The sequence below is a fragment of the Pseudomonas sp. 51_B genome (genome assembly GCF_017491595.1).
In the GTDB taxonomy this organism is placed as follows: Bacteria; Pseudomonadota; Gammaproteobacteria; order Pseudomonadales; family Pseudomonadaceae; genus Aquipseudomonas; species Aquipseudomonas promysalinigenes.
This window is the reverse complement of the sequence record NZ_JAFGYW010000170.1, coordinates 1-527: the sequence shown is the minus strand read 5'-3', so window position 1 is coordinate 527 and position 527 is coordinate 1. Positions and strand designations below refer to the sequence as shown.

Below are 527 nucleotides of genomic sequence, written 5' to 3'. Positions count from 1 at the left end.
AAGAAGCTGGTAGAAACTCTGGATGCTTACATCCCTGAGCCAGTTCGTGCTATCGACCAGCCATTCCTGATGCCGATCGAAGACGTATTCTCGATCTCGGGTCGTGGTACCGTTGTTACCGGCCGTATCGAGCGTGGTATCGTCCGCGTTCAGGATCCGCTGGAAATCGTTGGTCTGCGTGACACCACCACCACCACCTGCACCGGTGTTGAGATGTTCCGCAAGCTGCTGGACGAAGGCCGTGCTGGCGAGAACTGCGGCGTTCTGCTGCGTGGTACCAAGCGTGACGACGTTGAGCGTGGCCAGGTTCTGGTCAAGCCAGGTTCGGTCAAGCCGCACACCAAGTTCACCGCAGAAGTCTACGTTCTGTCGAAAGAAGAAGGCGGCCGTCACACTCCGTTCTTCAAAGGCTACCGTCCACAGTTCTACTTCCGTACCACTGACGTGACCGGTAACTGCGAACTGCCGGAAGGCGTTGAAATGGTAATGCCAGGTGACAACATTCAGATGACTGTTACCCTGATCAA

Annotated in this window: 1 protein-coding gene; it reads left to right on the top strand. The window is 55.8% G+C overall.

The genetic code is table 11. The annotated features are described in order from the left end of the window. On the top strand, positions 1 to 527 hold a 527-nt coding region (locus J5M56_RS24220; protein ID WP_207937971.1), incomplete at both ends, for an EF-Tu/IF-2/RF-3 family GTPase.